Genomic DNA, 25,515 nt, shown 5'->3' with positions numbered 1-25,515 from the left:
TCGCTATGAGCGAAGATCGATCGAGCAACGGGCAGAAGTCATGGCTGGGTAAGCTCACCCAGGCTTTTGCCCACGAGCCGAAAAACCGCCAGGAGCTCCTGGAGCTGCTGCGTGATGCCCATCAGAACAAGTTGCTGGACAGCGAAGCGCTGGCCATTGTCGAAGGCGCCATCCAGGTCGCTGACCTGCAGGTACGGGACATCATGGTCCCGCGCTCGCAGATGATCAGCATCAAGGCGACCCAGACACCCCGCGAGTTCCTGCCTGCCGTGGTCGATTCGGCCCACTCCCGCTACCCGGTGATCGGCGAAAGCCACGATGACGTGATGGGCGTGTTGCTGGCCAAGGACCTGCTGCCGTTGATCCTCAAGGAGAACGGCGACAGCTTCAACATCAAGGATCTGCTGCGCCCGGCCACTTTCGTGCCGGAGTCCAAGCGCCTTAATGTGCTGCTGCGCGAATTCCGCGCCAACCACAATCACATGGCCATCGTGATCGACGAATACGGCGGTGTCGCGGGCCTGGTGACCATCGAAGACGTGCTGGAACAGATCGTTGGCGACATCGAAGACGAGCACGACGTCGAAGAAGACAGCTACATCAAGCCACTGCCCAGCGGTGACTTCCTGATCAAGGCCCTGACGCCGATCGAGAACTTCAACGAGTTCTTCGACAGCGAGTTCTCCGATGACGAGTTCGACACCGTCGGCGGCCTGGTGATGAGCGCGTTCGGGCACTTGCCAAAACGCAACGAAATCACTGAAATCGGCCCTTACCGCTTCCGCATCCTGAACGCCGACAGCCGTCGGATTCACCTGCTGCGCCTGACACCCATTGCTCGCTAAGGATTGAAATGCGCCGTCTGACCGCCCCCGGCTGGCCCGGTAACCTGCTGGCCGTGGCGGCCGGTGCACTCACCACCCTGGCCCTGGCGCCGTTCGATATCTGGCCGCTGGCATTGCTGGCGGTCGGCTTTTTCTACGCCGGCTTACGCCAACTGACTCCACGCCAGGCCTTGGGCCGTGGCTGGTGCTTCGGTTTTGGCCTGTTCGGTGCCGGTACCAGCTGGATCTATTACAGCATCCACCACTTCGGTGGCGCCTCGGTGCTGCTCGCCGGTTTTCTGATGCTGATCTTCACGGCGGCGATCGCCTGGTTCTTCGCGCTGCCCGCGTGGATCTGGGCGCGCTGGCTGCGCCGTAATGAGGCGCCGCTGGCTGACGCCCTGGCATTCGCCGCGTTGTGGGTCGCCCAGGAAGCCTTCCGGGGCTGGTTCCTCACCGGTTTCCCGTGGCTCTACTCCGGTTACAGCCAGCTCGACGGGCCTCTGGCCGGGCTCGCACCTGTGGGCGGGATGTGGCTGATCTCCTTTGCCCTGGCCCTCACGGCGGCGCTTATCTGTAACGGCCTGCGCCTGGTGCGCACTGGACGCAAAGGTTTCATGGCGGTGGGCGTATTACTGCTGGCCGGCCCGTGGGTGGCAGGCATTGCGCTGAAGGAACACGCCTGGACCAGCCCCTCGGGCGCGCCGCTGAGTGTTGCCGCGATCCAGGGTAACGTCGAACAGAGCATGAAGTGGGACCCGGCGCAGCTGAACGCTCAGCTTGCCCTGTATCGCGACATGAGCCTCAGCTCCAAGCGGGTCGACCTGCTGATCTGGCCGGAAACTGCGGTTCCGGTGCTCAAGGAATCCGCCGAAGGCTACCTGAACATGATTGGCAAATTCGCGGCCGAGCGTGATTCTGCGCTGATTACCGGCGTGCCGATCCGTCAGGAAGTTCACCACCAGAAACGCTTTTACAACGGCATTACCGTGGTCGGTGAAGGCGACGGGACCTACCTCAAGCAGAAACTCGTCCCGTTCGGTGAATACGTGCCGCTGCAGGACATCCTGCGCGGGTTGATCGCGTTCTTCGACCTGCCGATGTCCGACTTCGCACGCGGCCCGGCCGATCAGCCACTGCTGCAAGCCAAGGGTTATCAGATTGCGCCGTTCATTTGCTACGAAGTGGTGTATCCAGACTTCGCCGCCGACCTGTCGGCGCGCAGCGACCTGCTGCTGACGATCAGCAACGACACCTGGTTTGGCACGTCAATCGGCCCGCTGCAACACTTGCAGATGGCGCAGATGCGCGCACTGGAGGCCGGTCGCTGGATGATTCGCGCGACCAACAATGGCGTCACCGGGCTGATCAACCCATTCGGCCAGATCACCGCACAGATTCCGCAGTTCGAGCGCGGCATCCTGTATGGCGAAGTGGTGCCGATGCATAACCTGACGCCGTACCTGCAATGGCGTTCGTGGCCGTTGATCGTGGTGTGTGTGTTGTTGTTTGGCTGGGCCCTGGTGGCGAACCGGATGGCAAAAACCGTCTGATTGTCTGTAGGAGCGAGCTCGCTCGCGATGGACGCTAACGATAACGCGGGCATTCTGAATGAACGCGGTGTCGTTAAGTTTTTCGCGAGCAAGCTCGCTCCTACAGAGAGCGCGGAATGCCTAAGCACGGTTTATCGGTAAAACAACGAATACCCCACCTGTCCTACCGCCTCGTTCATCAACTGCCCGCTCTGCCAGATCGACTTGAACTCCGGCATCCAGCCACCCAGCGGTCGCGCGTTATCCCCACCGAGAAACCCCACCGGCGCAGGCACCACCTCGAAGCCGGCTTTCTGGAAACTCCAGACCGCCCGCGGCATGTGGGCCGCCTGGGTTACCAGCACCACGCGCTTGATCCCCTGGGGCAGCAACATGCTGGCGCTCATCTGCGCGTTCTCCCAGGTCGTGCGGCTGAGTCCTTCCTGCCAGCGTACGGTCACCCCGAAATCGTCCAGCATCGAATCCGCCATCAACCTGGCTTCGGAAGGTGGGGTGCCGTAATGCAAGCCGCCGCTGGTGAGCACCGGCAACCCCGACGCCTTGGCCAGGCGCGCGGCATAACGTTGCCGCTCCAGCCCGATACCTGTCGGCTGATCGGCGCCCCATGCCGGGTCACCACGCTCGCGCCCTGAACCCAGAACCACGATGGCATCGGCACGCTGGTCAAGTGTCGCCCACTCTTCACGTGCCAGCGGCGGCACGCGCTCCAGGGCATTGGCACTCCACTGCACGACAATCGGCAGGCTCATCAGCCAGAAGCCCCCCAGGCCCAACGCAAAGCACAGGCCAGCCAGTCGTGGCCGGGTGCGGCGCAGCCACCAGCCAAGGGCCAGCAAAAGCAACAGGATGCCGGGCGGCAAGAGAAGTTGTTTCACGAAATAACGAAAAGGCATCGAGCATCTCCAGAGATGCCCGAAGCCTAAGAGGGTTGACGCAATGCGACAACTAAATCGAAAGGACTAGACTGCTTCATTGCCTGAAATGCGGCCGGAGCCTTATCTATTTGAATTGCAGCGACCGGACCTTTACCGCGTCCCTGCCAGGTACCTTGTCCTTGAGCCAGATGATTTTGGCCGAGCGCGGTGCGTCAAGCTGCTTCACTGCTTCTGACAGGCATCCGTGTGTTTCACGTTCACTGCGGTCCAGATACGCTTTTACCAAGGCAAATTCTGCGGGGCTCAGGCCACGCAGTTCCAACTCGAGGGGGCGCTCATCGCGCAGCCGGTCAGCGGTTTTAGCAGCGTCCAGGGCGATCCCCAGACGATCGATCAGTCGTTCATACAGCTGCGGTTTCGTGACTTTTTGCTGTGACTCAACCATCCCTCACCTCATTGAAGATAAGTCTTGCTCCCCATTTAGAGCTTAGCTTCCATCACCAAACCGGCTAAGCGCCGCGACCAACGGCCCTCGCCGGGCAAATCGGGCGGCGCCTGCGTGCAATCAGGGTTTCCCTCGGCAGAGCGCGGTCATGTATGCTACGGCGCTTCCTGTAACTCCACTTCCAGCTCGCCTGGACAGCGAAACGTCGAATTGGCGCGTTCACCGTCCAGCATTGCAACGAAGAGGATTAGGCCACCCCTATTCAGTTCAAAAGTAGCCATGCACGAACAATATCAGCCCCGTGAAATCGAAGCCGCCGCCCAGTCATTCTGGGACGAGCAAAAGTCCTTTGAAGTCAGTGAACAGCCAGGCAAGGAGACTTTCTACTGCCTGTCGATGTTCCCTTACCCTAGCGGCAAGCTACACATGGGGCACGTGCGCAACTACACCATCGGCGACGTGATCTCCCGCTACCAGCGCATGCAAGGCAAGAACGTCCTGCAACCCATGGGTTGGGACGCCTTCGGCATGCCGGCGGAAAACGCCGCGATGAAGAACAACGTGGCTCCCGCCAAGTGGACCTACGAAAACATCGCCTACATGAAGAACCAGCTGCGCAGCCTGGGCCTGGCGGTGGACTGGTCGCGTGAAGTGACCACCTGCAAGCCCGATTACTACCGCTGGGAACAATGGCTGTTCACCCGCCTGTTCGAAAAAGGCGTGATCTACAAGAAAAGCGGCACAGTGAACTGGGACCCGGTCGACCAGACCGTCCTGGCCAACGAACAGGTGATCGACGGTCGCGGCTGGCGTTCCGGCGCGCTGATCGAAAAACGCGAAATCCCGATGTATTACTTCAAGATCACCGCCTACGCGGATGAACTGCTCGAGAGCCTCGACGAGCTGACTGGCTGGCCTGAACAGGTCAAGACCATGCAGCGCAACTGGATCGGCAAATCCCGCGGCATGGAAGTGCAGTTCCCTTACAACGTCGACTCCATCGGCGAAACCGGCGCGTTGAAAGTCTTCACCACCCGTCCGGACACCCTGATGGGCGCAACCTACGTGGCCGTGGCCGCCGAACACCCTCTGGCGACCCTGGCGGCACAGAACAACCCTGAGCTGCAGGCGTTCATCGCCGAATGCAAAGGCGGCAGCGTGGCCGAAGCCGACGTCGCCACCCAGGAGAAAAAAGGCCTGCCGACCTCGTTGTTCGTCGAGCACCCGCTGACCGGTGAGAAACTCCCGGTATGGGTCGCCAACTACGTGCTGATGCACTACGGCGACGGTGCGGTCATGGCTGTTCCGGCCCACGACGAGCGTGATTTCGAGTTCGCGACCAAGTACAACCTGCCTATCAAGTCCGTGGTGCGCACCAGTTCCGGCGACACCAACCCGGCGCCATGGCAGGACGCCTACGGCGAGCACGGCATGCTGATCAACTCCGGCGAGTTCGACGGCCTGGACTTCCCGGGCGCGTTTGACGCCATCGAAGTCGCGCTGATCAAGAAAAACCTCGGTGCCTCGCGCACCCAGTTCCGCCTGCGCGACTGGGGCATCAGCCGTCAGCGCTACTGGGGCTGCCCGATCCCGATCATCCACTGCCAGTCTTGTGGTGACGTGCCGGTCCCGGAAGATCAACTGCCTGTCGTATTGCCCGAAGACGTGGTCCCGGATGGTGCAGGTTCACCTCTGGCGCGCATGCCCGAGTTCTACGAGTGCAACTGCCCGAAATGCGGCCAGCCGGCCAAGCGCGAAACCGACACCATGGACACCTTCGTCGAGTCCTCGTGGTACTACGCCCGCTACGCCTCGCCGCACTATGAAGGCGGCCTGGTGGAGAAATCCGCCGCTGACCACTGGTTGCCGGTGGATCAGTACATCGGCGGCATCGAGCACGCCATCCTTCACCTGCTGTACGCGCGCTTCTTCCACAAGTTGATGCGTGATGAAGGCCTGGTGAGCTCCAACGAACCGTTCAAGAACCTGCTGACCCAGGGCATGGTGATCGCCGAGACTTACTATCGTCGCGAAGCCAATGGTGCCTACACCTGGTTCAACCCGGCGGACGTCGAACTCGAGCGCGACAGCAAGGCCAAGGTTATCAGCGCCAAGCTGATCGCCGATGGCCTGCCGGTGGAAATCGGTGGCACCGAGAAGATGGCCAAGTCGAAGAACAACGGCGTCGACCCACAGTCGATGATCGACCAGTTCGGCGCAGACACCTGCCGCCTGTTCATGATGTTCGCCTCGCCACCCGACATGAGCGCGGAATGGTCCGACTCTGGCGTGGAAGGTTCGCATCGCTTCCTCAAGCGCGTCTGGCGCCTGGCTCAAGGCCATGTCATTCAAGGCTTGCCGGGCAAACTGGACGTCGCCGGCCTGAACGACGAGCAGAAGGTCATTCGCCGCTCGATCCACCTGGCTATCAAGCAGGCCAGCCACGACGTCGGCCAGAACCACAAATTCAACACCGCCATCGCCCAGGTGATGACGCTGATGAACGTGTTGGAAAAAGCCCCGCAAGTGACCGAGCAGGATCGCGCCCTGGTGCAGGAAGGCCTGGAAGCCGTGACCCTGCTGCTGGCTCCAATCACTCCGCACATCTGCCACGAGCTGTGGAATCAGCTCGGTCACCCGGATGCGGTGATCGACGCCGGCTGGCCGGTGCTGGACGAAACCGCGCTGGTGCAGGACAGCCTGACGCTGGTTATCCAGGTCAACGGCAAATTGCGTGGGCAGATCGAAATGCCGGCCAGCGCGACTCGCGAAGAAGTCGAAGCCGCTGCCCGCACCAACGAGAACGTGCTGCGCTTCGTTGACGGCCTGACTATTCGTAAAGTGATCGTAGTGCCCGGGAAACTGGTCAATATCGTCGCCAGCTAATTGGACCAGGCGCCAGGTGAGCCTGGCGCCGAGTAAAACCTTTCGGGCCGCACAGTCGGCCCACCTGGTTTCAAGGGGAACAACAAGATGATCAAACGCAATTTGCTGGTGATGGGCCTTGCGGTCCTGTTGAGCGCCTGCGGTTTCCAGCTGCGTGGTACTGGTACGACTGAGCTGGCGATCAAGGAACTCGACCTGAGCGCACGTAATGCCTACGGCCCTACCGTGACCCAGATGCGCCAGGTGCTCGAAAGCAGCGGCGTCAAGGTTATCGCCGGCGCGCCGTACAAGCTGATCCTGACCAACGAGCAGGAGAGCCAGCGCACTCTCAGCTATGCAGGTGCCGGCCGCACTGGCGAGTACCAGCTGACGACCGTGCTTGAGTACGATATCCGTGGCCAGCGTGATCGCGAGCTGCTGAGCGACAAGATCGAAGTGCAGAAGGTGTTCATCCACGACGGCAACAACCTGGTGGGCTCCGAGCTGGAAGCCGATGATGCGCGCAAGGAAATCCGTCGCGATCTGGTCCAGCGCATGATGTTGCGCCTGCAACAACTCACCCCGGCCCAATTGGATAAGATGCAGCAGACTGCGGACGCCAAGGCCCAGGCTGAGGCCGCCGCCATGGAAGCGGCGCAGAAAGCCGAGGCGGAGACGCCACGTCAATCGCCCGTTGAACTGCCGCAGCAGTAAGACCTGCGGGGCGCCCAGGCGCCCCGCTCGCCCTTTCCCATGAAACTCGCCCCCGCCCAACTCGCCAAACACCTGCAAGGCAACCTCGCGCCGGTCTACATCATCAGCGGCGACGACCCGCTGCTGTGCCAGGAAGCCGCCGACGCCATCCGCGCTGCGGCTCGCCAACAGGGGTTTGATGAGCGCCAGGTATTCGCCGCCGACGCCAGTTTCGACTGGGGCACCTTGCTGCAAGCAGGTGCCAGCATGTCGTTGTTCGCTGAAAAACGCTTGCTTGAACTGCGCCTGCCGTCGGGTAAACCCGGCGACAAGGGCGCTGCCGCTTTCATCGAATATTGCTCGCGACCTGCCGAAGACACAGTACTGCTGATCAGCCTGCCCAAGCTGGACGGCAGCGCACAGAAAACCAAGTGGGGCAAGGCGTTGGTCGAAGGCCAGCACACCCAGTTCGTGCAGATCTGGCCGGTGGATGCCAACCAGCTGCCCAGCTGGATCCGCCAGCGTCTGTCGCAGGCCGGGCTCTCCGCCAGCCAGGACGCGGTCGAACTGATTGCCGCAAGGGTCGAAGGCAACCTGCTGGCTGCCGCCCAGGAAATCGAAAAGCTCAAGCTGATGGCCGAGGGTGGGCAGATCACGGTGGAAACCGTGCAAGCGGCGGTGGCCGACAGCGCGCGTTTCGACGTTTTTGGCCTGACCGATGCGATTCTCAACGGCGAAGCGGCCCACGCACTGCGAATGCTTGAAGGCCTGCGCGGTGAAGGCGTCGAGCCACCGGTCATTCTCTGGGCCCTGGCGCGGGAGCTGCGTTTGCTCGCCAACCTGTCGCTGCAATACAGCCAGGGCGTACCACTGGACAAGGCATTCAGCTCGGCAAGACCACCGGTCTGGGACAAGCGCAAACCGCTCATGAGCAAGGCCCTGCAACGCTACTCGGCGCAACGCTGGGCGCAGTTGTTGCTCGAAGCGCAGCGTATTGATGCGCAGATCAAAGGTCAGGCAGCGGGCTCGCCATGGATGAGTTTGAGTCGGTTATCGTTGTTGATGGCTGGGCAGAGATTGTCGTTGCCTGCGGAATAAGATCAAAAGATCGCAGCCTTCGGCAGCTCCTACGGGTTGTTACTTTCGGGCGGCCTGAAAGGCAACCAACCGCTCAACATGTTAAGGTCTGCACCTGACTCGTTTTTCCCTGGACCTGTGCATGCCCCTTAGTCTTTCCCGTCGTTGGCCCCTGCGCCAACTGCTAGCTGCCTCCAGCCTCGTTATGCTTGTCGCTTGCGCGGAAAAACCCACCGCCGCCGACGCTCAACCGCTCCAGACCGTCCCTGTCGCAACAGCCCCTGCGGTCATTCCGCCGGTTGTCCCGACCGGTGAAAATCTTGACCTCCAGCCCACGCAGACGTTTGCCGACTGGCAGGCCGGTTTCCGCAAGGAAGCACTCGCCGCCGGGATCCGTGCCGATCTGTTCGATCGCACGTTCGCCAATGTCAGCCTGGACCCCAGTGTCATTCGCGCCGACCGCAGCCAGCCGGAGTTTTCCCGCCCGGTGTGGGAATACCTCGATGGCGCGCTTTCGCCCCTGCGGGTGCGCAAGGGCCAGGCGCTGGTCAGCCAGTACGCCGACATCCTGCAAAGCATCGAGCAGCGCTATGGCGTTGACCGGCAGGTACTGGTGTCGGTCTGGGGCATGGAGAGCAACTTCGGGCAGTTCCAGGGCAGTAAATCGGTCATCAACTCCCTGGCAACCCTGGCCTACGAAGGCCGCCGTCCGGGCTTCGCCCAGGCGCAGTTGATCGCCGCGCTGCAAATCCTGCAACAGGGTGATATCGAACCCGAGAAAATGCTTGGTTCCTGGGCCGGGGCCATGGGCCAGACCCAGTTCATCCCGACGACCTACAACACCCACGCCGTGGACTTCGATGGCGACGGGCGCCGTGACATCTGGGGCAGCTCCGCCGACGCGCTGGCCTCCACCGCGCACTACCTGCAAAGCTCGGGATGGCAGAAAGGCCAGCCCTGGGGCTTTGAAGTTCAGCTGCCGACCGGTTTCAACTACGTCCTGGCAGACGGCACGCTGCGCAAGAGTGTCGCCGAATGGCGGCAGCTGGGCGTAACCCTGCCCGGTGGTGCCCAGGTTCCAGCAGGCTCAGAGCACCTGTCTGCCGCCCTGCTGCTGCCGGCAGGTTACCGTGGCCCGGCCTTCCTGGTGCTGGATAACTTCCGCGCGATTCTCAAGTACAACAACTCGTCGTCCTACGCCCTGGCCGTCAGCCTGCTGTCAGAGCGGTTCAGCGGTGGTGGCCTGATCAGTGGTACCTGGCCCAAAGATGACATGCCGCTGAGTCGTACCGAGCGCATTGAATTGCAAAGCCTGCTGAGTGCACAGAACTACGACGCGGGCACCGCCGACGGGATCATAGGCGCCAATACGCGCAAGGCGATACGCAGTGCCCAACAGTCGTTTGGCTGGCCGGCGGATGGGTATCCGACGCACAAGTTGCTGGAAGGTTTGCGTAACCGCTAAAAGCTTCGCGGGCAAGCCCGCTCCCACAGGATCCAGGGCGTACGCAACATTCGCATTCAACCTGGTACTTGTGGGAGCGGGCTTGCCCGCGATGACTGACTATCAGTCCGTGATGATCTAAGACTTGATTACAACATCCTGCTCCAACACCAACGCCTTGCCCCCCGCATCGAGCTTCACCAACGCCCCCATCGGCAGCGTCAGGTTCGGATCACAATGCCCGCTGCGCCAACCGGCCAGTACCGGAATGCGTAAAGGCTCGAAAGTCTGCTTGAGCAACCGCTCAAGCGCAGCCGTCTCCACCCCCGCCACATCGCCAACCAATACCCCGCGCAGCTGGCCCAGCGTGCCCGCCAGGCGCAGGTGCGTCAGCAGCCGGTCAATACGGTACAGCGGCTCGTTGATGTCCTCGATAAACAGGATGACGCCCTCGGCATCGATCGCGTAGGGCGTGCCCATGACGGCCGCGATCATCGACAAGTTGCCGCCGAGCAAGCGCCCGTGGGCAATGCCTGGCTCGATCGTGATCAAGGGGTAGGCCACCGGGTGAGTCAGTACACTCCCCGCCTTCACCTGCCCTCTAAGCATGTTGAAAAACGAGGACTCGGTCGGCCGCTTCCGGTCACCCAGCAGGTCGGCATTGAGCAGCGGCCCGTGAAAGGTCACAAACCCCGCGTATCGACTGATCGCCAGATGCAGCGCGGTGATGTCGCTATAGCCAATGAATGGCTTGGCATTGTTGCGCAACAGGTCGAAATCAATGCGATCGAGCAAGCGCGGGGTGCCGTAACCGCCACGCAAGCAAATGATCGCATCGACTTGCGGATCGGCAAACGCGGCGTGCAAATCCGCCAGCCGCCTTTCGTCGCTGCCGGCAAGGTAACCCTCCTTCTCGTAGACCCCGGGAAAAATCCGCAGCGCATACCCGCGAGCACGCATCCAGGCGGTGGCTTTGTCGGTGTCCAGAGGCGCAGGGCCGGCGGGAGCGATGACGCCGATCAGGCCCTCGGCAGGCAGCGCCGGGACAGGAGCGTGCGGGCTGAGAACGTGGGTTGGTTTAACGGTCATCCATGAATCTCCCGGTGTGAAGGCGTCTTGCACCACAGTAGTCAGGAACGGGCACAAACAGAAGAGGGACAGCGCCCTCCAATTGCAGGAAAAAATCGCGGTGTGCCTTAGGCCAGGCAAAAAACAGCCCGCAAGCCGGACAAGCCTTGCGGGCTGTTTTACCAGCAGTTGATCAGGACGACATCAGCTCGGCCTTGACCAGCTTGGCCTGCTCGTCAGCGTGATACGAAGAGCGAACCAGCGGGCCGGATGCGACGTTCTTGAAGCCCATCTTGTAACCTTCCTCGGCGAACCAGGCGAAGGTGTCCGGGTGCACGAAGCGCTGGACTGGCAAGTGGCTGCGCGACGGCTGCAGGTACTGGCCCAGGGTCAGCATGTCGATGTCATGTTCGCGCATGCGCTTCATCACTTCGATGACTTCTTCATCGGTTTCACCCAGCCCCAGCATCAGGCCGGACTTGGTCGGAATGTGCGGCATCATCTGCTTGAAGCGTTGCAGCAGGGTCAGCGACCACTGGTAGTCCGAGCCCGGACGCGCAGCCTTGTACAGGCGCGGCACGGTTTCCAGGTTGTGGTTGAACACATCAGGCGGCTCAGCCACAGTGATTTCCAGCGCCACGTCCATGCGTCCACGGTAATCCGGGACCAGGGTTTCGAGCTGCACATTTGGCGACAGCTTGCGAATTTCGCGGATGCAGTCGGCGAAGTGCTGGGCACCGCCGTCACGCAGGTCATCGCGGTCAACCGAGGTGATCACCACGTATTTTAGTTTCAGATCAGCGATGGCGATGGCCAGGCTTTGCGGCTCATTGACGTCCAGTGGCTTCGGACGACCGTGGCCCACGTCGCAGAACGGGCAACGACGGGTGCAGATGTCACCCATGATCATGAAGGTCGCCGTGCCGCCGGAGAAGCACTCGCCCAGGTTCGGGCAGGACGCCTCTTCGCACACGCTGTGCAGCTTGTGTTTACGCAGCAGCGCCTTGATGCGGTCGACTTCCGGGGAAACCGGGATGCGCACGCGAATCCAGTCGGGCTTCTTCGGCAGTTCGGTGGTCGGAATGATCTTTACCGGGATGCGTGCAACCTTCTCGGCGCCGCGCAGCTTGACGCCGGCTTCAACCTTGGCACGCGGGGCCGGACGCTCGGTAACATCCAGCGTCGGGATCATGGTTTGCACTGCATCAGTAGTCATATCAGTCGATTCCGCCCGTTAGGGTCGTCTGCTCAGCATAGTCGAGGTGTTTGACGAGCTGCGCGCGCAGCCGGGCACTTACCTCGGCAAATTCAATCGATCCTGCGTGATCGCTGAGCTGGGTCATCGCCAGCCCGGCGTAGCCGCAGGGATTAATCCGTCGAAACGGCTCCAGGTTCATGTCCACGTTCAGGGCCAGGCCATGAAAAGAACAGCCGTGGCGAATGCGCAAACCCAGGGAGGCAATTTTTGCCCCGTTTACATACACACCCGGTGCATCCGGCTTGGCTGCAGCGCTAACGCCGTAGCTCGCCAGCAGCTCGATCAGGCAATGCTCCATGCGCGTGACCAGGTCACGCACACCAAAACCGAGTTTGCGTACATCGAGTAACAGGTAGGCGACCAACTGGCCGGGGCCGTGATAAGTCACCTGGCCACCACGGTCGACCTGCACCACCGGAATATCACCCGGCAGCAGCAGATGTTCAGCCTTGCCGGCCTGGCCCTGGGTGAACACCGGTGGGTGCTCGACCAGCCAGATCTCGTCCGCGGCATTGCAGCCACGTTCGTTGGTAAAGCGTTGCATGGCATGCCAGACCGGCTCGTAAGCCATCTGGCCAAGCTCGCGAAAGCCCAGCGTGCCAGACATCACAGCACCATGTGCACAAAACCGGTAGCGCGCAATTCGCTGTTGATGTCGTACAGCTGCTCTTGACCGGTAGCGATGATGTGCAGCTGGATGGTCGTGTACTTGCCGTTGGTGCTCTGGCGTTCGGCGAACGTCTTGAGGTCAACAGTGGCGTGCTTCTCAAGGATCGCGATGATCCTGTCCTTGAAACCTACGCCGGTATCGCCGATCACCTTGATAGGATAATCCGCGCAGGGGAATTCGATCTTTGGCGCCTTTACTTCGGTATCGGTCATGGCGTAACGGCCTCGTAAGCGTAAGCCGTGGTAACGAACATGGCCCCGCACCGGATTGGAACGGGGCCATGCAGGTCCACACTAAATCAGTTGAACAAGCCGTAGAAGAATAGACGGATGCTATCCCACATGCGACGGAAGATACCACCCTCGTCGACCGCGTCCAGTGCGATCAGGTCTGCGCTGTGCACAACCTTGTCGTCCAGTTTCACTTCGACTTTACCGATCACGTCGCCTTTGGCGATTGGCGCAATCAGTTGCGGGTTCATGGTCATGCTGGCGGCGAGCTTCTTCAGCTGACCTTTTGGCAGGGTCATGGTCAGGTCTTGAGCCAGGCCGGCCTTGACCTGGTTGGTGGTGCCTTTCCAGACTGGAGCCTGGGCCAGCTCGGCGCCTTTCTGATAGAAGGTCTGGGTTTCGAAGAAGCGGAAACCGTAAGTCAGCAGCTTCTGGGTCTCAGAGGCGCGAGCCACTTCGCTGTTGGTGCCGAAGACCACGGCGATCAGGCGCATGCCGTCACGTACAGCCGAAGACACCATGCAGTAGCCGGCTTCGTCGGTGTGACCGGTTTTCAGGCCGTCCACGGTCTTGTCGCGCCACAGCAGCAGGTTGCGGTTAGGTTGCTTGATGCCGTTCCAGAAGAACTCTTTCTGCGAGTAGATCGCATAGTGAGCAGGGTCTTCGTGGATGATTGCGCGAGCCAGCACGGCCATGTCGTGAGCCGACGAGTAGTGCTCCGGGTTCGGCAGGCCAGTCGGATTCATGAAGTGGCTGTTGGTCATGCCAAGGTCGGCCACGGTTTTGTTCATCATGTCGGCGAAGGCGTCTTCGCTGCCGGCGATGTGCTCGGAGAGCGCAACACTGGCGTCGTTACCCGACTGGATGATGATGCCGTGCAGCAGGTCACTGACCGTTACCTGGGAGCCGACTTTGATGAACATCCGCGAACCGCCGGTGCGCCAGGCGTTTTCGCTGACGGTCACCGGATCGTTTTCGCCGATCTGGCCACGACGAATTTCCAGGGTCGCGATGTACGCGGTCATCAGCTTGGTCAGGCTGGCCGGAGGCAGACGCTGGTCACCGTTGTTCTCGACCAGCACGTTGCCGCTGCTGGCGTCCATGAGTACATAGGATTTAGCCGCCAGTTGAGGTGGCGACGGCATCATCTCGACCGCGAAAGCGGCAGGCGAGATGAGCAGCGGGACTAGCAGGCAAAGGCGTTTGGCAAAGGTGGTGATGTTCATCCGTCTCTCGAAATCGCTAATGGGAACTGCCCAAAGGCAAAACTAATCAGACAGCACTCTAACGAGCTGTCGCGTGTTCAGTTGTTCACTCATAACCCTTGCCGGGCTTTTGTTCTTCATCGAGCCAACAACCAGGCTCACCCCCAAATCGCAAGTGAGCCTTCAATCAAGTACTACGTATTACTCGGCGGTGACCAGGCTCGGCGAACCGAGATTGGCCAGTCGCACGCTGTTCTGCACCTGCTGGATTTCACCCGGCGAGCCCATTGGCCCCAGGCGCACCCGGTGCAGGGTTTGCTGATTGCGCACTATCGAACTGATGAACACCGGAGCGCTCACCATTCCGCTCAGCTTCGATCTCAGGAGCTCTGCAGCGTCCGGGTTGGCGAACGCGCCCACCTGCAGATACTGGCCAGAGGCTGGTGCAGAAGCGTTTTTTTTTGCATCGATCTGCACGGGCACTACGGCCGCCGCGTGTTGCTGTGGCGGCGGAGTCCATTGCTCCACCGTACCGGCCGAAGCTGTGATGACCGGTGCCTTGTTCTGGGCGATCTGCGGTTCATTGAGCATCAACGGCGCCGGACGCCCCTTGGCGGCCCACCATTGTTGCGGGTCGATACCCTCGACCTTGACGCGCGCGGTCCCGGTTTCGGCATAACCGAGCTTCTTGGCTGCCGCATAGGACAGGTCGATGATCCGGTCGGAGTAGAACGGCCCACGATCGTTGACTCGCAGCACCACTGATTTGTTGTTGTCCAGGTTGGTCACCCGAACGTAGCTTGGCAGTGGCAAGGTCTTGTGGGCGGCACTCATGCCGTACAAGTCATAGACTTCGCCGTTGGCGGTGTTCTGGCCATGGAACTTGGTGCCATACCAGGACGCTGTGCCCGATGCCACGTAGCTCTTCGATTCCTGAATCGGAAAGTAGGTCTTGCCCAGCACGGTGTAGGGGTTGGCTTTGTAAGGACCGGTATGCAGGGTCGGCGTGGCATCCGGAATGCGCGATACGTCGACATCCCACCATGGCGCGCCGTCTTTGTGAGCGCGGTTGATGTCCAGGCCCGGCATGGTGCGCACAGCCGTGGTCGCAGGTTTTTGCGTAGGAGAACGGCTGGTCGAACAACTGGCGACCAGCACCGCCAAGGCACCGAATGCCATCAGCTTCAGGGGTTTATTCATAGGCAATGCCCGCATTACTTGACGCCCCGTGCTTGGACCAGCTGTTCAGACAGTTGATGTACGGCCATGGCATACATCACGCTGCGGTTATAACGCGTGATCGCGTAAAAATTCTTCAGGCCCATCCAGTATTCAGGACCTTGGTCACCTTCCAGGCGGAAAGCCGTGACCGGCATATCATCGCGCAGCGCATCATGACTCGACCACCCCAACGCTCGCAACTCCCCGACGGTTTTAGTCGGCTCGATGCCCGTGGTCAAACCCTCGTCCACCTGGTCGCCACGCGCATCGGCGCGACTGACCACGGGTTCTCCGGCCACCCAGCCGTGACGCTTGAAATAACTGGCGACGCTGCCGATTGCGTCGTCCGGGTTGGTCCAGATATTAATGTGACCATCACCGTCGAAATCCACTGCATAGGCGCGAAAACTGCTCGGCATGAACTGCGGCAGCCCCATGGCCCCGGCGTACGAGCCCTTGAGGGTCAATGGATCGACCTGTTCTTCCCGGGCCAGCAGCAGAAACTCGCGTAATTCCTTGCGGAAAAATTCGGCACGGGGAGGATAGTCGAAACCGAGGGTGGACAAGGCATCGATCACCCGGAAATTACCGGTATTACGGCCGAAAAAGGTCTCAACGCCGATAATCGACACAATCACCTGGGCTGGTACCCCGTATTCCTGTTCGGCACGCGCCAATACGGCTTCGTGCTGGCGCCAGAAGTCCACACCGCGGGCAATGCGCGCGTCGGAGATGAACATCGGGCGATACTCATTCCACTGCTTGACCCGCTCGGCAGGTTTCGAGATCGCGTCCAGAATCGACTGCTTGCGCTCGGCTTCGCGGAACACGCCCATCAGCTGCTCACCGGCGAAACCGTAGTCGCGGGTCATTTCACCGACGAACTCGGCCACCTGCGGAGTGCCTTCGTAATCGCCGGCCAGCGCTTGCTGCGCTGTGCCAAGGATGCCTACCAGGCCGACCCACGGCGCGTATCGAGTCGCCCAGCCACGCATTTCTTGCATTGAAATCTTCACCTTATTCAAACTTGCGCGATCCACTTACGATGGGTATGGATCGACATCAAAACCCCAAACGCTGACAGCAGTGTCACCAGCGAAGTTCCTCCGTAGCTAATGAACGGCAACGGCACCCCCACAACCGGCAACAGGCCACTGACCATACCGATGTTGACGAAAACGTAAACAAAAAACGTCATGGTCAGGGCACCGGCGAGCAATTTTCCGAACAATGTCTGGGCCTGGGCAGTAATGACCAGGCCCCGGCCAATCAGCAACAGGTAGATCAGCAGCAGCGCACAGATGCCCACCAGGCCAAACTCTTCGCCCAACACCGCAATAATGAAGTCGGTGTGGCTTTCCGGCAGGAAGTCCAGGTGCGACTGGGTACCCAGCAGCCAGCCCTTGCCGAACACCCCGCCGGAACCAATGGCGGCTTTGGATTGAATGATGTTCCAGCCGGTGCCCAGCGGATCGCTCTCAGGGTCGAGGAAGGTCAGCACGCGCTGTTTCTGGTATTCGTGCATCACGAAGTACCACATGGCGACCGATACCGGCACCGCGGCCGCAAGCACGCTGAGGATCCAGCGCCAGCGCAGGCCACCCATGAACAACACGAAGGCGCCCCCCGCCAGAATCAGCAGCGAAGTGCCGAGGTCGGGCTGGCGCACGATCAGGATGAACGGCAAACCGATCAGGAACAGGCTTACCGCCACGTGCTTGAGCTGCGGCGGCAAGGTGCGCTTGGACAGGTACCAGGCGATGGTCGCCGGCATCAGGATCTTCATGAACTCCGAAGGCTGGAAGCGGATGACCCCGGGAATGTTGATCCAGCGCGTGGCACCCATGGCGTTGTGGCCCATGATGTCGACCACCACCAGCAACAGCACGCCCAGCACGTAACCTACCGGCACCCAACGGGCCATGAAGCGCGGCTCGAACTGGGCGATGACGACCATCGACACCAGGCCGATGCCGAACGAGGTGGCCTGCTTGGCCAGCAGATCCCAGCTCTTGCCGCTGGCCGAATACAGCACGAACAGGCTGCCGGCCGCGAGGGTCAACAGCAGGATCAGCAACGGACCGTCGATATGCATGCGTTGCAGCAGCGTCGCACGGCGACGCATCACATCTTCACTGGAGAGGATGCGATCGAAATTACTCTTCACGGGCCGTAGCCTCCGCACTGGTAGGGCTGGCGTACTCGGCTTTCAGCCGACCGTCCTGGCCAAGGAGCCAGGCATCCATGATCTGACGGACCACTGGTGCCGCTACGCCGGAACCGGACTCGCCGTTCTCGACCATTACCGACACGACGATTTTCGGGTTCTCGGCCGGCGCGAAGCCGACGAACAGGGCGTGGTCGCGGTGACGCTCCTGAACCTTGGAGCGGTCGTACTTCTCGCCCTGCTTGATCGCGACCACCTGGGCCGTACCACTTTTGCCGGCAATGCGGTATTGCGCACCAATGGCTGCCTTGCGCGCAGTGCCCCTGGCACCGTGCATCACCTGCTGCATGCCGTGGTTGACCTTGGCCCAGTCCGACGGATCGCGCAGGATGATATCCGGCATCGGGTTTTCGTCCTTGGGTCTCTCGCCTTCGACCGTCTTGGCCAGGTGCGGACGATTCCAGACGCCCTTGTTCGCCACCAGTGCCGTGGCTTGCGCCAGTTGCAGCGGTGTCGACTGCATGTACCCCTGGCCGATCCCCAGGATCAATGTCTCGCCAGGGAACCACGCCTGACGGCGGGTGGCGCGCTTCCACTCGCGGGACGGCATCAGCCCCGGCGATTCTTCGAACATGTCCAGCGAGACCTTCTGGCCGATGCCGAACTTGCCCATATAGGCCGACAGCCGATCGATCCCCAGCTTGTGCGCCAGATCGTAGAAATAGGTGTCGTTGGAGCGCATGATTGCCGTGTCCAGATCGACGAAGCCGTCACCGGAACGGTTCCAGTTGCGGTACTTGTGGTCGTAGTTTGGCAGCTGGTAGTAACCCGGATCGAACACCCGGGTCGATGCGGTCACCACGCCTGAATCCAGGCCGGCAATGGCCACGGCAGGCTTGATGGTCGAGCCCGGCGGGTACAGGCCGCGCAACACGCGGTTGAACAGCGGCCGGTCAATGGAATCGCGCAACTCGGCATAGGCCTTGAAGCTGATGCCGGTGACGAACAGGTTAGGGTCGAAACTCGGCTGGCTGACCATCGCCAGCACTTCGCCGGTGGCCGGGTCCAATGCCACCACGGCGCCCCGCCGCCCGCCGAGTGCCGCTTCGGCAGCTTCCTGCAATTTGATGTCCAGGCTCAGGACAATGTCCTTGCCGGGAATCGGATCGGTACGCTTGAGCACCCGCAGTACACGGCCTCGCGCGTTGGTTTCAACCTCTTCGTAACCCACCTGGCCGTGCAGTTCGGGTTCGTAGAATCGTTCGATACCGGTCTTGCCAATGTGATGGGTGCCGCTGTAATTGACCGGATCGAGGGATTTGAGCTCTTTCTCGTTGATCCGCCCCATGTAACCCACCGAGTGCGCGAAGTGCGCGCCCTGCGGGTAGTGGCGCACCAGTTGCGCAACCACTTCCACCCCGGGCAGGCGGAACTGGTTGACCGCGATCCGGGCGATCTGTTCTTCCGAGAGTTCAAACAGGATCGGCACCGGCTCGAACGGCCGGCGCCCCTGTTTCATGCGCTTTTCGAATATCACCCGATCGTCCGGCGTCAGCTCCAGGACTTCGACGATCACATCGAGCACCTGCTGCCAGTCGCCGGAACGCTCGCGGGTCATGCTCAGACTGAAACTGGGCCGGTTGTCGGCGACAACGACGCCATTGCGGTCGAAGATCAACCCGCGAGTCGGAGGGATCGGCTGCACATGCACCCGGTTGTTTTCCGACAGGGTCGAGTGATACTCGTACTGAATCACCTGCAGGAAATACAGCCGCGCAATCAGCACACAAATCAGCGTCACCACCGCAATTGCCCCGAACACGACGCGGCCACGCACCAGACGGGCGTCTTTTTCGTGGTCCTTGATGCGGATTGGCTGGGGCATGAGGGCAAAGCTACTTGTGGTAAGGGTGGCCGGACAGCACTGTCCAGGCACGATACAGCTGTTCGCCGATCAGGATCCGCACCAGGGGGTGCGGCAGGGTCAACGGCGAGAGCGACCAGCGCTGATCTGCCCGGGCACAGACTTCCGGCGCCAGCCCTTCGGGGCCACCGACCATGAAGTTCACCGTACGCGAGTCCAGGCGCCAGCGATCGAGTTCGACCGCCAACTGCTCTGTACTCCAGGGCTTGCCGTGGACTTCGAGAGTGACAATCCGCTCGTTCGGGCCGACTTTAGCCAGCATGGCTTCGCCTTCCTGTCGGATGAAGCGTGCCACGTCGGCGTTCTTGCCACGGGTATTGAGCGGTATTTCCACCAGTTCCAGCGCCAGCTCGGATGGAAGACGCTTGGCATATTCATGCCAGCCTTCTTCCACCCATTTGGGCATGCGTGAACCGACGGCGATCAGTCGCAGTCGCACAGCGGTCCCTTATTATTGCTGGTCTTTGTTGAGCTTGGTGAAGTGCTCATGGGTGTTCTCTGGGCTGTGGTGTGCAGCGCTGGCCGAACGACTTTGCTCGGCACCGGCCCACAGGCGTTCCAGGTCATAGAACTGACGTGCCGAGGCAGTCATCATGTGTACGATGACGTCGTCCATGTCCAGCAATACCCAGTCGCTGTCGCCCTTGCCTTCTTCACCCAATGGCTTGACGCCCAGGGCTTTGACGGCTTCGCGGACCTTGTCCAGCATCGCGCCGATCTGGCGGTTCGAAGTACCGGTGGCGATGATCATGAAATCGGTGATGCTCTGCTTTTCACGAACGTCGATGACCTGGATGTCCTGGCCCTTCACGTCTTCCAGGGCTGCAACGGCAACCTTGACCAGCTCTTCACCGCGCAACTCCGGCCCGGTTGGCGCCTCTACTGGCAGAGGGGCGCTCTTGAATGTGCCTTTGCGCTTTACTTTAGCTACGTCTTTGTCAGTCATATAAAACTCGTTTTGCTCGTATGTTCGGGCGCTTCGCTACACGTGATCACGTGCCTTGAAGCTCGCCGTTTTTCAGTTCGACGCACGGTAGAGTCCGTGCGCATCGATGTAGGCCAGGACCGCGTCGGGCACCAGGAAACGTACCGACTTACCGCTGGCCAGCAGTTGACGGATCTGGGTGGCGGATACCGCGAGCGGCGTCTGCCAGACGAATGCAATCTGTCCGCTCGGCCCTTTCAGGGCCAGCGGGTCGCTCACCGAACGCGCTGCCAGCAGGTTGCGCAAGGCATCCGGCGGTTCGCTGTCGGCATCCGGGCGTTGCAGCACCAGGATGTGGCAATGCTGGAGTAACTCTTCCCAGCGATGCCAAGTGGGCAGGCCGCAAAATGCGTCCCAGCCCAAAAGTAGAAAAACCTGGTCCTCAGCGGCCAGCTCGGCGCGCATCAGCTCCAGGGTGTCGATAGTGTAGGACGGTTTGTCCCGCTGCAATTCGCGAGCGTCCACCACCAACGGTGCCACACCGGCCACCGCGCATTCGACCATTGCCAACCGGTCCTTCGCCGACACCTGCGGCGTACCGCGATGAGGCGGTCGGGCGCTGGGTGTCAGGCGCAATTCGTCCAGCGCCAGGGATTCAGCGACTTCCAGCCCACCGCGCAAGTGGCCGATGTGCACCGGATCGAACGTGCCGCCCAGTACGCCTATGCGTCGCGGGGCAGGCTCGTCGGGAGTGACCGGCGCTGTCAGGTCGAGGTCGCCCAAGTCAAACCGACGCCTGGCCGCGCAACTGGCCATCGCCGACCACGATATATTTCTCGCAGGTCAGGCCTTCCAGACCCACAGGTCCGCGGGCGTGCAGCTTATCAGTAGAAATGCCGATCTCGGCACCTAATCCATATTCAAACCCGTCGGCGAAGCAGGTCGGGGTGTTGATCATCACCGATGCCGAATCGACTTCGGCGACGAAACGTCGCGTGTCGGCGAGGCTTTCGCTGACAATCGAGTCGGTGTGATGGGAACCGTGCTGGTTGATATGTTCGATGGCCTGGTCCAGCCCATCGACTACGCGGATCGACAGGATCGGCGCCAGGTATTCGGTGTTCCAGTCGTCTTCGGTGGCCACGGCCGCATCGATGATCGCCCGGGTCCGGGCGCAGCCGCGCAGTTCAACGCCTTTCTCGCGGAACTGGGCGGCCATCGACGGCAGGAAATCCCTGGCAACGGTTTCATCCACCAGCAGGGTTTCCATCGCACCGCAGATGCCATACCGGTAGGTCTTGGCGTTGAAGGCGATGCGCCGGGCTTTCGCCAGGTCGGCGTGAGCGCTGACGTAAACGTGGCAAATACCGTCAAGATGCTTGATCACGGGCACTCGCGCATCGCGGCTGACCCGTTCGATCAGGCCACGGCCGCCACGGGGCACGATGACATCGACGTACTCGGGCATGGCAATCAGCGCGCCGACTGCTGCACGGTCAGTGGTTTCGACCACTTGCACCACGGCGGCAGGCAACTCGGCCTCGGCCAGGCCGCGCTGGATGCACGCAGCGATGGCGCGATTGGAGTGAATCGCCTCGGAGCCGCCACGCAAAATGGTCGCATTACCCGACTTGAGGCAAAGGCTGGCGGCGTCGATGGTCACATTGGGACGCGACTCGTAGATGATCCCGATCACCCCCAGGGGCACACGCATCTTGCCGACCTGAATACCTGAAGGCCGAAAGCTCATGTCGCGAATGGCGCCCACAGGGTCGGGCAAGGCCGCGACCTGGCGCAGACCGACGATCATCCCGTCGATACGCTCCGGCGTCAGGGCCAGGCGCTCCAGCAGCGCAGGCTCCAGACCATTGGCACGACCGGCCGCCAGATCCAGCTCATTGGCAGCGGCAAGCTCGACGCGCGCCGCGTCCAGCGCATTGGCAGCAGCCTGCAGGGCGCGGTTTTTCTGCGCGGTGCTGGCACGGCCAATGACGCGAGAAGCTTCGCGGGCAGCGCGACCCAGGCGGGTCATGTAGTCAAGAACGGACTCAGTCATGGTCTGGAGTGGTCTTTGCTTGGTCTTGTTAAAGAGTAAAGCGGCAGATTATAGCTGTCGCGACCCGTGACTAACAGCGGTGACGGGCGGATGGTCGAAATGGACTTCAATTTGCCGACGTTCAGCCGTAATTAAGGTGCACATTGTTATCATCACGGCTCAATCAGCCCTGATAAACGCTGTTCATCATGACTAACCTGACTGCCCCATCCGTCGCCGCCCTCAAGCCCCACGGGCTTGCGGACGCTTTTTTCGACCGCGACGCACAGACGCTGGCGCGGGATCTGCTGGGCAAAGTTATCCGGCACCGGGTCGGTGGATTGTGGCTCAGCGCCAGAATCATCGAGACCGAAGCCTATTACTTCGAAGAAAAAGGCAGCCACGCCTCCCTAGGCTATACAGAAAAGCGTAAGGCTTTGTTTCTGGATGGCGGCCACATCTATATGTATTACGCCCGCGGCGGTGACTCCCTGAACTTCAGCGCCCTCGGGCCGGGCAATGCCGTGTTGATCAAGTCGGCCTACCCCTGGGTCGACGAACTGAGCGGCCCGGCCAGCCTCGCGCAAATGCTGTTGAACAACCCCGATGGCCAAGGACGCCCTCGCCCGTCGCAGAAGCTCTGCGCCGGGCAGACCTTGCTGTGCAAGGCGCTGGGCCTGAAAGTGCCAATGTGGGACGCCAAGCGCTTTGACCATGAGGTGCTGCTGGTGGAAGACGTGGGAGCGGCACCGGCTCATGTGATCCAGACCACTCGACTGGGAATTCCCCAAGGACGGGATGAACACCTGATGTACCGCTTCGTCGATGCTGCTTATGCGCCCTATTGCACGCGGAACCCGCTGCGACGCGGGCAGGTCGAAGGGCGGGATTATATTTTGCTGAATTGATTAATCGAGCCCCCTGTAGGCGCGAGCTTGCTCGCGATGTTTTCCAGAGCGCCGCGCTGATCTAAAGCACTCGCTATCGTTAGCGACCATCGCGAGCAAGCTCGTTCCTACAGGGTTCGGTGGTGTGTTGAAGCCTGCGTTCGTCCACTGCGGACGCTTATAAAAATTCGATGGAGTAGTTTTTATGGGCCCATGGCTCGATAGCGTGACCGGATGGCTTGCGGCTAACCCGCAGTGGTTGGCCGCGGCTGTATTCATAGTGGCCTTCGTCGAGTGCCTGGCGATTGCAGGACTGATTGTCCCCGGTACCGTATTGCTGTTTGCCGTCGCAGTGCTGGCCGGCAGTGGCGCGCTATCCTTGAGCGAGACGTTATTCTTGGGATTTATCGCCGGCATATCGGGCGATATCGTGTCGTACTTTATCGGGCGACATTTTCACCAGAACATCCGTCGCCTGCCCGGCTTGCGCCATCATCCGGAATGGATTGCCGGTGCAGAATCGTACTTCCAGCGTTATGGCATTGCCAGTTTGCTGGTTGGCCGCTTCATCGGCCCGCTGCGTCCCATGCTGCCCATGGTCGCGGGAATGTTCGACATGCCCTTCCCGCGCTTTGCCGCCGTAAGCTTGTTGGCTGCAGCTGGCTGGAGCGTCGCCTACCTCCTGCCTGGCTGGGCCACCGGCGCGGCGATTCGCCTGCCTTTGCCGGAAGGTTTCTGGCCGGAAGCCGGCATCGTGGCGGGCAGCATTGCGGTAATGGTCGGCTTGAGCATCACCAGCAGCATGCGTCGCCATCGCAAGGCGACTGTGTTGATTGCCAGCATGAGCCTGCTGATTCTGGCCGGGTTGTTTATCGGCTATCCGCACCTGACCGCACTCGACCAGGGGGTGATGACGCTGGTACAGGAACATCGCAGCCCGACACTCGATGAAGTCGCCGTGACGCTGACGATTATCGGCGAATTCCGCAACATGCTGCTGTTCAGCGCACTGCTTGTGACCTTGCTGCTGGTGATGCGTCAGTGGCGCCAGGCAATATTTGCCTGCGCAACCTTGTTGATCACGGCACTGGCCAATACCGGGACCAAGCAGTTCTTCGCCCGGGTACGTCCGGAAATTCTCAGCGACCCACTGACCAGCTACAGCATGCCCAGCGGCCATGCCTCCGGGGCATTTGCGCTGTTCCTGACCCTGGCGGTGCTGGCCGGTCGCGGGCAACCCCCACGCATGCGCCTGACCTGGCTGCTGGTGGGATGCCTGCCGGCGCTGGCGATTGCATTGTCGCGGGTCTACCTGGGTGCGCACTGGCCGACCGACATTACGGCAGGGGCCATGCTGGCGGCCTGTGTCTGTGCGGCAAGCCTGTGGACAATACAGCGCGGTGACGAATTGAAGGCCATGCCACCCAGGGTCTGGTGGTTGGTATTGCCCGCAATGGTGGCGCTGTTCGGCTTCTTCGCCCTGCGCCACTTGCCGCATGCCATGCTGCGCTACGCCTACTGAGGCGCAGCGCGCATTGGCGTGGTGATCAGGCGAACAACTCGCCTTGCAGTTCATCGAGCAGCGCCTGGATGGCATCCAGGCGCTGCTGCGGATCATCGAGTTGCAGCAAATCGATCTTGTCCACTTCGGCGAACGGCAACAGATACGCCAGCTGATTGGCCAACGACTGCTGCCCGGTCGCTTCGGTACCCATGTTCAAGGCCTCGACCATCGGGTGCTCGGCCAATGCCTTGAGCAAGGCCACCAGATCCGCGTCTTCGTCCTGCAGCGGTTGCTCCGGCTCGTCTTCCAGCCACTCGACCTCGGCCACCGTCAACTGATCGCGCTGGATCTCGGTGCGCAGCACATTGAAGCGCCTGCCGCCCTGGACGCGAATGCCCAGCAAACCATTGGCCTGCTGCTTGAAGTCGGTGATCAACGCTTCACAGCCCACCAGCGCATAACCCTGCGGAGCAAGGCCGACCTCTTCGCCATCAAGGATGCACACCACGCCGAACCCGCCGCCCTGCTTCATGCAACGGCTGATCATGTCCAGGTAGCGCGCCTCAAAAATCTGCAAGTCGAGGATGCAGCCAGGAAACAGCACTGTGTTCAGTGGAAAAAGCGGCAAGCTCATAGACATTTTCC

General features: G+C 61.1%; 23 protein-coding genes and 1 pseudogene. 8 read left to right on the top strand and 16 right to left on the bottom strand.

Features of this window, described 5'->3' with window-relative positions:
- Positions 1-5: 5 nt before the first annotated feature.
- Together AAEZ09_RS10245 and lnt are read left to right on the top strand one after the other, a co-directional pair.
- On the top strand, positions 6-845 hold the full coding sequence (locus AAEZ09_RS10245; RefSeq protein ID WP_045062079.1) for a CorC family transporter: 840 nt from the start codon (positions 6-8) through the stop codon (positions 843-845).
- Between the two features lie 8 nt (positions 846-853).
- Entirely contained in the window at positions 854-2,377 is a 1,524-nt protein-coding gene (lnt, locus tag AAEZ09_RS10240) for an apolipoprotein N-acyltransferase (protein ID WP_350599402.1), read from the top strand.
- 131 nt (positions 2,378-2,508) lie between these two features.
- Here the strand turns inward: lnt and AAEZ09_RS10235 are convergent, their stop codons facing one another.
- A complete protein-coding gene (locus tag AAEZ09_RS10235; protein ID WP_350599401.1) occupies positions 2,509-3,270 on the bottom strand; it encodes a YdcF family protein in 762 nt (253 codons plus the stop codon).
- Positions 3,271-3,376: 106 nt separating this feature from the next.
- Complete coding sequence (locus AAEZ09_RS10230; protein WP_045062082.1) at positions 3,377-3,697, bottom strand: hypothetical protein; 321 nt, start codon at positions 3,695-3,697, stop codon at positions 3,377-3,379.
- A gap of 279 nt (positions 3,698-3,976) precedes the next feature.
- On the opposite strand from AAEZ09_RS10230, the gene leuS reads away from it, so the two are divergent.
- The 4 genes from leuS (at position 3,977) to AAEZ09_RS10210 (ending at position 9,797) form a co-directional block, all read left to right on the top strand.
- Positions 3,977-6,583, top strand: a complete 2,607-nt coding sequence (leuS, locus tag AAEZ09_RS10225; RefSeq protein WP_045062083.1) for a leucine--tRNA ligase — start codon at positions 3,977-3,979, stop codon at positions 6,581-6,583.
- Between the two features lie 87 nt (positions 6,584-6,670).
- A complete protein-coding gene (locus AAEZ09_RS10220) occupies positions 6,671-7,276 on the top strand; it encodes an LPS-assembly lipoprotein LptE (protein WP_045062084.1) in 606 nt (201 codons plus the stop codon).
- A 39-nt stretch (positions 7,277-7,315) separates the two neighbouring features.
- Entirely contained in the window at positions 7,316-8,353 is a 1,038-nt protein-coding gene (holA, locus tag AAEZ09_RS10215) for a DNA polymerase III subunit delta (RefSeq protein WP_045062085.1), read from the top strand.
- 121 nt (positions 8,354-8,474) lie between these two features.
- Complete coding sequence (locus AAEZ09_RS10210; protein WP_350599397.1) at positions 8,475-9,797, top strand: lytic murein transglycosylase; 1,323 nt, start codon at positions 8,475-8,477, stop codon at positions 9,795-9,797.
- Positions 9,798-9,914: 117 nt separating this feature from the next.
- Here AAEZ09_RS10210 and AAEZ09_RS10205 read toward each other — a convergent pair whose 3' ends face one another.
- From AAEZ09_RS10205 to AAEZ09_RS10145, 13 genes and pseudogenes are all read right to left on the bottom strand, one after another.
- Positions 9,915-10,865 (bottom strand): S66 peptidase family protein, encoded by a 951-nt coding sequence (locus AAEZ09_RS10205; protein ID WP_205893041.1) that lies wholly within the window; start codon positions 10,863-10,865, stop codon positions 9,915-9,917.
- 172 nt (positions 10,866-11,037) lie between these two features.
- Complete coding sequence (lipA, locus tag AAEZ09_RS10200) at positions 11,038-12,060, bottom strand: lipoyl synthase (RefSeq protein WP_045062088.1); 1,023 nt, start codon at positions 12,058-12,060, stop codon at positions 11,038-11,040.
- A gap of 1 nt (position 12,061) precedes the next feature.
- On the bottom strand, positions 12,062-12,709 hold the full coding sequence (lipB, locus tag AAEZ09_RS10195) for a lipoyl(octanoyl) transferase LipB (RefSeq protein ID WP_350599395.1): 648 nt from the start codon (positions 12,707-12,709) through the stop codon (positions 12,062-12,064).
- A complete protein-coding gene (locus AAEZ09_RS10190) occupies positions 12,709-12,984 on the bottom strand; it encodes a DUF493 domain-containing protein (protein ID WP_045062090.1) in 276 nt (91 codons plus the stop codon). The genes lipB and AAEZ09_RS10190 overlap by 1 nt, the downstream gene beginning before the upstream one ends.
- 86 nt (positions 12,985-13,070) lie before the next feature.
- Complete coding sequence (locus tag AAEZ09_RS10185) at positions 13,071-14,228, bottom strand: D-alanyl-D-alanine carboxypeptidase family protein (RefSeq protein WP_045062091.1); 1,158 nt, start codon at positions 14,226-14,228, stop codon at positions 13,071-13,073.
- Positions 14,229-14,408: 180 nt separating this feature from the next.
- Positions 14,409-15,422, bottom strand: coding sequence for a septal ring lytic transglycosylase RlpA family protein (locus tag AAEZ09_RS10180; protein WP_045062092.1), 1,014 nt, complete (start codon positions 15,420-15,422; stop codon positions 14,409-14,411).
- On the bottom strand, positions 15,422-16,432 hold the full coding sequence (mltB, locus tag AAEZ09_RS10175) for a lytic murein transglycosylase B (protein ID WP_045062093.1): 1,011 nt from the start codon (positions 16,430-16,432) through the stop codon (positions 15,422-15,424). The genes AAEZ09_RS10180 and mltB overlap by 1 nt, the downstream gene beginning before the upstream one ends.
- A gap of 17 nt (positions 16,433-16,449) precedes the next feature.
- Positions 16,450-17,553, bottom strand: a complete 1,104-nt coding sequence (gene rodA, locus AAEZ09_RS10170) for a rod shape-determining protein RodA (protein ID WP_205893075.1) — start codon at positions 17,551-17,553, stop codon at positions 16,450-16,452.
- 31 nt (positions 17,554-17,584) lie between these two features.
- Positions 17,585-19,480: a penicillin-binding protein 2 gene (gene mrdA / locus AAEZ09_RS10165; RefSeq protein WP_350599391.1), complete on the bottom strand. Its 1,896-nt coding sequence runs from the start codon at positions 19,478-19,480 to the stop codon at positions 17,585-17,587.
- 10 nt (positions 19,481-19,490) lie between these two features.
- The gene (gene rlmH / locus AAEZ09_RS10160) at positions 19,491-19,958 is read right to left on the bottom strand and encodes a 23S rRNA (pseudouridine(1915)-N(3))-methyltransferase RlmH (RefSeq protein ID WP_003185785.1); all 468 of its coding nucleotides are present in this window, start codon (positions 19,956-19,958) and stop codon (positions 19,491-19,493) included.
- A 12-nt stretch (positions 19,959-19,970) separates the two neighbouring features.
- Positions 19,971-20,465 carry a ribosome silencing factor gene (gene rsfS / locus AAEZ09_RS10155; RefSeq protein ID WP_045062095.1) on the bottom strand — a complete coding sequence of 165 codons (495 nt, stop codon included), beginning with the start codon at positions 20,463-20,465 and terminating at the stop codon, positions 19,971-19,973.
- Between the two features lie 72 nt (positions 20,466-20,537).
- Positions 20,538-21,227 carry a nicotinate-nucleotide adenylyltransferase gene (gene nadD / locus AAEZ09_RS10150; protein ID WP_177328597.1) on the bottom strand — a complete coding sequence of 230 codons (690 nt, stop codon included), beginning with the start codon at positions 21,225-21,227 and terminating at the stop codon, positions 20,538-20,540.
- Position 21,228: 1 nt separating this feature from the next.
- Positions 21,229-22,518 (bottom strand): annotated as a pseudogene (locus AAEZ09_RS10145) (glutamate-5-semialdehyde dehydrogenase); the annotation flags it as partial.
- A gap of 170 nt (positions 22,519-22,688) precedes the next feature.
- Here AAEZ09_RS10145 and AAEZ09_RS10140 point away from each other — a divergent pair.
- Positions 22,689-23,387, top strand: a complete 699-nt coding sequence (locus AAEZ09_RS10140) for a DNA-3-methyladenine glycosylase (protein ID WP_350599386.1) — start codon at positions 22,689-22,691, stop codon at positions 23,385-23,387.
- Positions 23,388-23,571: 184 nt separating this feature from the next.
- Complete coding sequence (locus AAEZ09_RS10135; protein WP_350599383.1) at positions 23,572-24,888, top strand: bifunctional DedA family/phosphatase PAP2 family protein; 1,317 nt, start codon at positions 23,572-23,574, stop codon at positions 24,886-24,888.
- Between the two features lie 25 nt (positions 24,889-24,913).
- On the opposite strand, the gene AAEZ09_RS10130 is transcribed toward AAEZ09_RS10135, so the two are convergent.
- Positions 24,914-25,504, bottom strand: a complete 591-nt coding sequence (locus AAEZ09_RS10130) for an LON peptidase substrate-binding domain-containing protein (protein WP_350599381.1) — start codon at positions 25,502-25,504, stop codon at positions 24,914-24,916.
- Positions 25,505-25,515: the final 11 nt, after the last annotated feature.

This window comes from Pseudomonas sp. 65/3-MNA-CIBAN-0223 (genome assembly GCF_040310425.1).
Classification (GTDB): Bacteria; Pseudomonadota; Gammaproteobacteria; order Pseudomonadales; family Pseudomonadaceae; genus Aquipseudomonas; species Aquipseudomonas gregormendelii.
Note: the sequence above shows the minus strand (reverse complement) of the source record. Positions and strands in the feature narration are given on the sequence as shown.